This is a genomic window from Mycobacteriales bacterium (assembly GCA_035533475.1).
Lineage (GTDB): Bacteria > Actinomycetota > Actinomycetes > DATLTS01 > DATLTS01 > DATLTS01.
The window spans coordinates 20,191-28,389 of the sequence record DATLTS010000060.1; the positions used below are offsets into that span (position 1 = coordinate 20,191).

Here is an 8,199-nt window from a genome sequence, read left to right on the forward strand (position 1 = left end):
AGGGCCCATGTCGGCTGTCTCCCGGGTCCGCGGTGTGGCGGCCGCGATGGTCGTCACCGGGCTGCTGGTCCTCGGGTTCGTCGGGATCCGGGTGGCGACCCACGGCGGCCGGCTCGGCGCCTTCGCCGTCGCCGGCAGCGCGTTCGTCCACGGCGCTACCCCCGACCTGCCGGTCACCGCGCACAGCACCGGGTACGACGGGCAGTTCTACTACCGGCTCGCCCAGGACCCGCTGACCCGCCGGGTGACCGCGGACGGGATCACCCTGGACAACCCGAGCTACCGCCAGCAGCGGATCGGGTATCCGGCCACCGCTTGGCTCCTCGCCCGGGTGACCGGTGCGGCCACCTCGCTGGCCCTCGTCCTCGTCAACGCGCTGGCGGTCCTCGCGGTCGGCGGATTGGGGGCGCTGTGGGCCCGCCGGCTCGGCCGTTCCCCATGGTGGGGGGTGGGCCTGGCCGCGTCCCCGGCGTTGCTCATCGCGCTGGCCCGCGACCTCACCGAGCCGCTGGCGACCGCCGCCCTGCTCGCCGGACTGCTCGCCTGGACCAGCCGGCGGCGGGGCCTGGCCGCACTCGCCTTCACCGCGGCCGCCCTGACCCGGGAGACCACACTCGCCGTCGTGTTCGGTCTCGCGCTGACCGCCGCCTACTGGGCGTGGCGGGATCGCCACCGTCGCGATGCCCTTACCGGCCACGCCGCGGCGATCGGCTGTCTCGCAGTGCCGGCTGCGGTGGAGATCGCCTGGCAGTTCCATCTGCGCGGCGTGTGGGGTGGCCGCTTGCCGGTGCAGTCCGGCCACGGGCAGCTCGCGCTGCCGTTCCTGTCGCCGATCCGCACTTTCTTCTCCGGGGTGAGCTCGATCGGGCTCAGCCACCAGGGCGTGCTCGACGGGATCTGGTTCGCGGATCGGATCCTGCTCGCCGCCCTGCTCGTCGTGGTGGCGCTCGGCTGGTCCCGTTCCCGCCTCCCCCCGGACATCCGGGTGGGCTGGGTGGTGGCCGCGCTGATCGCGGTAAGCGTGGTCTGGGCGCGGGACGTGCAGTTCGTCCGGGCCGCCAATGAGGCCATCGTGGTCGGCCAACTCGTGCTGCTCGGCCGATCTGACCGGACGGCGACCCGGGGCCTGCTCGGTGTCGGCGCCTGGTCCGGGCTGGTCGCCGCGCTCTACGCCGTGGCACTGTAACCGATCGTTTCGACCGCGTACGGCCCCATCCGTGGTGCCGTATTTTGCGGTCCGGAGTGCGGCGACGGAGTGCGGCGGCGAGGTGTGGACCCGCGAGGCCGGGCGCAGGCTTCGCGCCACCCGTCCTCGTGGGCTTGGCTGGCGAGCCGCCTGGGCAGCGGCGGGCTCGGACGTCTGGGGCGCCGGCGCGGATCCGAAAACCCGCTATCGCTGGGGCCTTACTCCTGCACTCGTTGCAGGCGCGCCGAGACGTGCGGCTGGAGCGCCTCGCCGACCGCGGCCAGCTCCTCGACGTACATCAGCTCCGCTCCGACCAGGCCGTAGAGCCGGTGCTCGGCGGTGACCTCCTTGGCGGTGCGGGTGCGCACTACGGCGTCGGTGGCGATCTCCACCCGCTGCCCGGTGACCTCGCCGTAGAACACCTCGACGACACCGGTGGGGTGGGCCAGCATCACCTCGAGTGTGCCGTCGCCGGCCGGGCGCCAGTAACCGCTTTCATGGGCGAGCGGTCGACCGTCGTCGCTGGCCCAGGTTCGCGAGGTGTAGGCCAGCACCGGTTTGCCGTAGCAGACGAAGGTGATCTCCTGGGTGAACGCGAAGTCGGGGATCGTCGGGTAGCTGCCTTCTCCGGTGCCCCGCCAGGTGCCTAGCAGGAACTCCAGTGGCTGGAGCGCCGCGGGTAGGTCCACGGTCAGGCCCCGTACCCGGGGGTGCCCGGCGGGCGCGGTTCCGCGCGCCGCGAAATGTCCACGGACCGAGAGGCTACCGGTGCGAACCCAGGAGCTGGTGTCTTCGTCGCGTGGCGGTCCCTGAGTTCACGCTCGGGTTTGGGCGAATGTCCTTGCTGGTAAGGGTTTCTTCCGCGGGGACGGTTCAGGACGCTTCAGTGGTCTGACATCAAGAACGATCTGCACCGCTGAGCTGCGGCTCAGGCTGAGTGAGAAGTCAGGCGCAACCCCGAAGTGTCGTGCTCGACGCTTTTACGATGGTCCTGATGCCCGCCTGGTTTCGTCTGCCGAGGGCGGTCACGGCCACCACACTGGCGCCGCGCTCGGCCAGGATCGCGCACCACGCCCGGCCGACCACGACCATCATCACAAAGACAAGGCAGAACCAGACGTACCAGGTGATCGCCGTGCCGAAGTTCAAACCGGGCACCACCGTGCCCGCGAAACCGAGCAGGATCACCAGCCAGAAGACAATTTGGTTCGGCAAGATGAGCATGAATTGGAATCGTCGGCTGCGCAGCAACTTCGCCACCCGCGGGGAGCGGGTCACGTGTCAGCCGCCGGGCGGGTCGCTCGGTGCAAGATGCTCCGTGCGACCGCGCACCACCGGATCACGGAGCAGCACTGCGCCCGCCCGGTCCGGCGCCGCCCGGTCCTCTGGTGACTCGACGACCGTCATGGACGGCTCCTCACGTATAGTGCACCTATGGACGTCGTGTGGCCCGACCGTGGTATACGCTCGCCATACGTCAAGGGGACGACTACACTTCCTGGAGTGAGGATGACCCTGACCAAGCGCGGCGACTACGTCGTCCGGTCCGCGTTGTGCTTGGCCCGCGCCCACCCGGGCGGCGAGAGCCGCAAGATTCGCGAGGTGGTCGCCGAAATGGCGGTACCGCAGACCTACGCCTCCCAGATCCTCGCCGACCTCGTGCGGGTGGGCCTCGCCGCCTCCAAAGCCGGCAAGGACGGCGGCTACCGGCTGGTCCGCCCCCCGGAGACAGTCAGCTTGCTCGAGGTCGTGGAAGCCGGCGAAGGCCCGCTGAACGCCGGCCGGTGCACGCTGGGTGACGGGCCCTGCCGCTGGGACGCCGTCTGCCCGTTGCACGAGACTTGGCGCGCCGCGACCACCGCACTCCGCGACGTGCTCGCCGCGACCAGCCTCGCTGACCTGGTCGCCCGCGGCCGGGCACTCCAGGCCGGTACCGCCACGCCGCCGACTGACTCGCACCGCCGTACCTGCACGACCATCACGATCTCCGATCGCGTGCACATCGAAGACGGCGCGATGGCGGTCACCGACACGCTGCGCCACGAGCCCCACCTGGTCGCTATCGTTGGGGCAGCCGCCCGGGACGCCGAAGCTCTCCGCGAACACCTCGACCCAGCTGCCCCGTCCTGGGCACCGACCCAGGTCGCCGTCTCCATCCAAACCCGAAGCGACATGGCCGACCGGCCACCGACGCTTGACCTGGCCTGCGCGATCACCACCGCAGCGGGCGACCCAATCCACCTAGAGATGGCCCTACGTGTTCAACAACTCGACCCCGTCCGCACCGAAGTCCGCGCCCGCGCCCGGCTGCGACCACCCCCCGGCACGCCGGAACCACTCACCGAACTGCCCAGCACACTTGGCCGCACCCTCGTCCGCTCCCTGCTGCGCCAACTCGCCCACACGGTCGAACACCCCAAGGAGTCTGTCGCGCGTGCAGGCTGAACCGACGATCTCGACATCCAAAGGCGCACAACTGTTTATGGTGGGGTGGTGCGGGGCTTGATCTCGTCGGCGGTGCCCATCGCGTCCCCGGTCGTCGACCCGACGCTGCGGCGGCTGGGCACGCGGGTTCGTCGGCTCCGCGAGGACCGTGGGCTGAGCGTGGAGCGGCTCGCGGAGCTGGCGGACCTCAGCGTGCGCGGGGTGCTCTACCTTGAGCACGGCCGCCGTGATTCGCGGGCGAGGACCCTGCTGGCGCTGGCCGCCGCGCTGGGCGTCGGGATCGGCGAGCTGTTCGTCGACGAACCCGCCGGCGGGCGCGACTCGGCCGGCGCCCCTCCCCCGCGAGTTGACCCGGTCGGCCCGTAGGACGAGGTCCGACTGGAGGGCCGCACGGCTGGGCGGCGGCGCTGTCCGGGCGTCCGGTTACCCCGAGACGCGATCGACCGCTGCCGGGCCGATTGTGCCCGGGGGATGTCGGCCCGTCCAGCGCCCGGCTGACCGCCTGACGCGCGCAGCGGGTTTCGCGGGCGATCTCGCGCACCGTCGCCGGGTCGGGAGGCGGCGAAGATCGTCACCCGGTGGCGTGCGCCCTGCTCAGGGGCCGGCTTGCACTTCCTAGCGACGACGCAGTAGGAGTTGATCAAGGACTTACGGAGGACCCCCTCAATTTGGGCCTGAACCGGCGGGTGGGACTGCCAGGTAGGTCGAACTTGACGCTGGCGAGGCCGGTCAGGTCGCCGCTGATCTGTCGGGCTCCGAGGAGCTTGCCGGTTACCCGTCCGTGTGCGAGGTCATCGAGCGCGGTGCTGGCGGCGGTCACCACCTGCGGGCCGTAGACGGCGAGTGCGGCCAGATCACCGGGAACAGCGGGATGGGCGCTGAGCCGGTAGCGGGCTGGCTTGGCCCGCCGTGTCACGCCGACTCGCGGCCGGAAGCCTTCTTCATCGCGCTTGCAATAGCCGCGTCGAGTTCCCCTTCGCTCAGCCACGGACGGCGGTCAGCGAGGCGCCGACGGGCGAGATCGACGTCCAGCTCGTCCTCGGCGTGGGCTAGCAGCTTCTCCCAGGTGGAGATGGGCACGAGCACGGCCTGAACGCGGCGGTGCGACCCGAAGAAGACCGGCTCGGGGTCCCCGGCGTCGAAGCGCTTGGTGATCTGACCGAGGGCCGCTCGGACCTCACTGGTTGGGACTATCGCCTCCGCCATTGGGGTAGGATAACAGGAACTTGTACAACTTTCCGGCCGGACAGGCTCGGCTACGGACCCGGGCTGGCCGGCGCGGACTGTGGCTCGCCGCCATACGGTGTGCGTAAAGTCGTCGCGCTGGGCTTCATACCCGCCATGGAGTTCATTTTCGTCGAGCGACGACTCGCCGTCATCGGTGTTTGGGCCGTCCCACCCATGTGTAGGTGGTCGGCGCGGCGCGGCGACGCTTGCCCGACAGATCATGAGAGTCCGGGGTCCGGCTGCCTGGCGGGTCCTTTCGGTGCGCTTGTTTCGAAGATCGGGACGGTCGATTGCGCCCGCCGGTGACCAGCGAGCGGCCGCGGGCTCACCGGTCACGCCGCCCGCCCGGCACCCCGACGACGGCTCGCGCCGCTCAGCGTCGGACTCAGCCTCAGATCGAGCGCGCTTTCGGCACCGACGCGCCGCGGCAGTGAGGGGAAGCAGCGGCGGTGTGCCCGCTCGATCCGGCCCTCCGGCACGCACGCGGCGATCAGCTGCAGCGCCGCAGGCCGGGGGGCCAGCTGCTCGGGCAGCACGAGTCCCGTCCCACCCGGGCGGGACGGCCCGTGACCACGTTCGACCCGATCCATGACCCCTCCTCGATCCCGCGCCAGATCGCCATCACCGAGTAGCTTCCCCCCGCTCACGGGCTCGATTGCATTTCCGCGCGGGATTGCCCTCAGAAACACGGAACGCCCACGCCGGCTCCCAGCGTTACCCCGTTGAGTGAAGCTGTCGGTAATGAGGAGCATCCCCCGATTTGAGGCACTTACGAAAAACCTGCTCGCCGTCTCGAAGGACGAGTTGGACGCGAGACGCCACAAGGACTAGGCGTGCCCCGTGAGCGCGGCGTAGGTGAGGGGACGGTCGCTGACCATGCCGAGGACGGCCGTGAAGCGGCCGAGGTCGGTCAGGTCGCGCCGGTTGAATGCGAACACCCGCTCGTCCAGGTAGCGGAACAGGTGGAAAGGCTCCACGTGGACGCTCTACGAGGACGGGCAGTCGATGCCGTTTGCCGACCGGCATGGCGGCGTGGTCGTCACCGGCTACCCGGCTGACCTTCCTGGCTACACCGCGGCGCTGCCCCGGTTGGTACGCCGCCAGATTCGGGAGGCGTTGCTGCCGGAGTATGAAGGGGCCTTGCGGTTGTTCGACCCACGCTTCGATCTGAACTGGTAGGCGTAGCGTGGCTGCGGTGGATGCGCCGCCGGTGCTGGCCGCTGACCTGACTTTCGTGAAGGTTGATGGCGGTCGCGCCTATGCGAACCTGGCCAACTGGGACGAGGACACCGATCCGTATGAGGGTCAGCACGTTCTCGCCGCAGACGGCGGATCGGAACGCATGGAGGCGATCGTTACTGAGATTCGCCCCGATGGCACCCTGGTACTGACCATGCCCGCGTACGCCAAGCCGCTGCGGGTCGCCGGCTAACCGAGGCTCGGCCACTGCCCCATAGCTGGGAAGGCATCTACGCCGGTTCCGAGACTCGCTTCGCTCGCTCGAAACTGGTGGTCCCTTCGGGGCAGTTTTGGTGACGAGCCGTGGGTGATCTTGCGGTTCGTGGATGGCGACTGATGAGTTCAGCGAGCGGTACGCGGATCTGTTGACCGGTAGCTACGACTGCGTGGACCGGATCGTGCTGAACGCCCACCTCAGTTTGGGCTACTCCCCGGGCGGGTTCCGGACCTGGTGGCGGGGCTGGCACGGTGACGACGCCACGTTGGACAACGCGCACTTGATCCGGCCGGCCGGCCGGATCTCCCGGCGGGTACGGGCCTGGGCGAAGGCGAACGGGGTGCGGGTGATCGACTGTGAGCGGAGCGAGCGCAAGCACCGGATCGCTGAGGAGTACCTGCGGGAGCACACCGTGGGCGTCGGGGTGTTCCTCATCCTGGTCGCCCGGGCACCGGCGACGGTGTGGAAGGTCATGTCAACAGCTCTTGGGTCTCGACGAGGTTTTGCTCGAGTTCGGCGACACGGCCCTGTGTAGGGCGCTGGTCCGTGGCCAGATCGCCCCGACGCTCTCGTCGAGGACGCTCTGACCGAGCATCTCGCCGAGCCGGCGGCGCAGAGCCGCCATGTCCGCCTCCAGGCGATGGTTGCGGGCCTTCGCGTTTTCGAGATCCGCTCGCAGCGAAGCTGCCGTCACCCGGACACCTGCCGATGTCGCCGCAACGTGCTGATCGGCGACTTCTGCGGCTCGCCGGCTGACCTCGGCGCGCAACTCTGGGTGATCGTAGATGAAGCGGCGGCTGACGCCGGCCTTGCGGGCGAGGAGGGCGAGCACCGGTGGTCCCCCTGCGGCCACCATGGCGTCGAGGGCTGCGACGACGCGTGCCGCCTTGGCAGCCGAGTCGGCACGGCGAAGGCGAGCCAGCTGTTCGCTTCGATCAGTCACCGGTGGTCTTCTTCGCTGCCGTTCGTTCGATTGTCGGGAACAACGTGGGGCGACGCTGGCGTGCGAGCCCCTGCAGTTCGACAGGAACGGCGTCGGTGAGACCAGCACGACCGGTGCGCATGGTGGCGATGGCAGCTTCGATCGCCTGACGGTCGTCCGCGTCCAGGTTCGTCGGGTGGGGGACGTTTCGCGACGTCGGGTTTGGCGGTCGGGACGGCCGCTCAATGTTCGGCCGGGACGTGCTCGTGATGGTCGATTCGCCGCGCGTGTGCCGCCCGTTACCCGGTGGATCCCGGTGACCCCCCGCCTGGCCGTTGCGGCGAGTACGGCATCGCCGGGGCGCTCGGCCTGCCGCCCAAGACCGCCGACAACGCGATCCAGCGGGTCCGCCGCAAGGCGCGCCGCGCCCGCCACAACGACCAGCTGGAGCGGCGGGCGGCCGACAGCGACCGGCCCGCCGAGCCGAGGAGCCGCCCCGACCCCGGCCCGCCGGAACCGCGAACCACCGGCCGGGCGCCGCGCCGGCCGCGAACAGCGCCCCTGTGACCAGGCCCCCCGCGGGCCGCCGTTCCCCCCGGGGCATCGACCCGCGGGCGGGTCACCCAGCCGCACCGCCACCCGGCTGTTTGTGCTGGTGGCCGTCGCCGCCGGGCGGGTCGGCCTGCCCGGCGTGCCACCCGGATCGGGTGTCCCCCCCGGCGGGTCCGTCGTCGAACAGTTCGCCGACCCCGACGCCCAGCGCGGCGGCGATCGCCAGCAGGGTCGACGCCCGCGGGTCGCGGTGGCCGTGCTCGAGGTAGAGCACACCGCGCACGCTGAGGCCCGCCTGCTCCGCGAGCCGCCCCGCGGTCAGACCGCGGTCCGCGCGGAGCTGGCGCACCCGCGTCCCGAGTTGCAGGAGCGTCGGCGGGACGACCGGGGACGAGGCGGGCACCCCCCGAC

15 protein-coding genes are annotated in these 8,199 nt (G+C 70.6%); 7 read left to right on the plus strand and 8 right to left on the minus strand.

Going from position 1 to position 8,199, the window contains the following annotated elements:
- The first annotated feature begins 7 nt into the window (after positions 1-7).
- Positions 8-1,186: a hypothetical protein gene (locus VNG13_14930; GenBank protein ID HVA61808.1), complete on the plus strand. Its 1,179-nt coding sequence runs from the start codon at positions 8-10 to the stop codon at positions 1,184-1,186.
- A 218-nt stretch (positions 1,187-1,404) separates the two neighbouring features.
- On the opposite strand, the gene VNG13_14935 is transcribed toward VNG13_14930, so the two are convergent.
- The 3 genes from VNG13_14935 to VNG13_14945 form a co-directional block, all read right to left on the minus strand.
- A complete protein-coding gene (locus VNG13_14935) occupies positions 1,405-1,875 on the minus strand; it encodes an FABP family protein (GenBank protein ID HVA61809.1) in 471 nt (156 codons plus the stop codon).
- A 256-nt stretch (positions 1,876-2,131) separates the two neighbouring features.
- Positions 2,132-2,446: a hypothetical protein gene (locus tag VNG13_14940; GenBank protein ID HVA61810.1), complete on the minus strand. Its 315-nt coding sequence runs from the start codon at positions 2,444-2,446 to the stop codon at positions 2,132-2,134.
- 21 nt (positions 2,447-2,467) lie between these two features.
- Entirely contained in the window at positions 2,468-2,593 is a 126-nt protein-coding gene (locus VNG13_14945; GenBank protein HVA61811.1) for a hypothetical protein, read from the minus strand.
- A 102-nt stretch (positions 2,594-2,695) separates the two neighbouring features.
- Between VNG13_14945 and VNG13_14950 the strand changes: the two genes are divergently transcribed.
- Together VNG13_14950 and VNG13_14955 are read left to right on the plus strand one after the other, a co-directional pair.
- Positions 2,696-3,631 (plus strand): Rrf2 family transcriptional regulator, encoded by a 936-nt coding sequence (locus VNG13_14950; GenBank protein ID HVA61812.1) that lies wholly within the window; start codon positions 2,696-2,698, stop codon positions 3,629-3,631.
- Positions 3,632-3,679: 48 nt separating this feature from the next.
- Positions 3,680-3,997, plus strand: coding sequence for a helix-turn-helix domain-containing protein (locus tag VNG13_14955; GenBank protein ID HVA61813.1), 318 nt, complete (start codon positions 3,680-3,682; stop codon positions 3,995-3,997).
- 546 nt (positions 3,998-4,543) lie between these two features.
- On the opposite strand, the gene VNG13_14960 is transcribed toward VNG13_14955, so the two are convergent.
- From VNG13_14960 to VNG13_14970, 3 genes are all read right to left on the minus strand, one after another.
- Positions 4,544-4,837: a type II toxin-antitoxin system Phd/YefM family antitoxin gene (locus VNG13_14960; protein ID HVA61814.1), complete on the minus strand. Its 294-nt coding sequence runs from the start codon at positions 4,835-4,837 to the stop codon at positions 4,544-4,546.
- Between the two features lie 353 nt (positions 4,838-5,190).
- Complete coding sequence (locus tag VNG13_14965) at positions 5,191-5,448, minus strand: hypothetical protein (protein HVA61815.1); 258 nt, start codon at positions 5,446-5,448, stop codon at positions 5,191-5,193.
- 237 nt (positions 5,449-5,685) lie between these two features.
- Entirely contained in the window at positions 5,686-5,835 is a 150-nt protein-coding gene (locus VNG13_14970; GenBank protein ID HVA61816.1) for a hypothetical protein, read from the minus strand.
- Between the two features lie 28 nt (positions 5,836-5,863).
- Here VNG13_14970 and VNG13_14975 point away from each other — a divergent pair, with 28 nt between their 5' ends.
- The 3 genes from VNG13_14975 (at position 5,864) to VNG13_14985 (ending at position 6,849) form a co-directional block, all read left to right on the plus strand.
- Positions 5,864-6,037, plus strand: a complete 174-nt coding sequence (locus VNG13_14975) for a hypothetical protein (protein HVA61817.1) — start codon at positions 5,864-5,866, stop codon at positions 6,035-6,037.
- Between the two features lie 16 nt (positions 6,038-6,053).
- Positions 6,054-6,290: a hypothetical protein gene (locus VNG13_14980; protein HVA61818.1), complete on the plus strand. Its 237-nt coding sequence runs from the start codon at positions 6,054-6,056 to the stop codon at positions 6,288-6,290.
- Between the two features lie 133 nt (positions 6,291-6,423).
- Entirely contained in the window at positions 6,424-6,849 is a 426-nt protein-coding gene (locus tag VNG13_14985) for a hypothetical protein (GenBank protein HVA61819.1), read from the plus strand.
- Here the strand turns inward: VNG13_14985 and VNG13_14990 are convergent.
- Positions 6,790-7,257, minus strand: a complete 468-nt coding sequence (locus VNG13_14990) for a DUF6262 family protein (GenBank protein ID HVA61820.1) — start codon at positions 7,255-7,257, stop codon at positions 6,790-6,792. The genes VNG13_14985 and VNG13_14990 overlap by 60 nt on opposite strands.
- A gap of 285 nt (positions 7,258-7,542) precedes the next feature.
- On the opposite strand from VNG13_14990, the gene VNG13_14995 reads away from it, so the two are divergent.
- Positions 7,543-7,803, plus strand: coding sequence for a hypothetical protein (locus tag VNG13_14995; protein HVA61821.1), 261 nt, complete (start codon positions 7,543-7,545; stop codon positions 7,801-7,803).
- 52 nt (positions 7,804-7,855) lie between these two features.
- Here the strand turns inward: VNG13_14995 and VNG13_15000 are convergent.
- A partial coding sequence (locus VNG13_15000; protein ID HVA61822.1) for a helix-turn-helix transcriptional regulator occupies positions 7,856-8,199 on the minus strand: 344 nt, incomplete at its 5' end.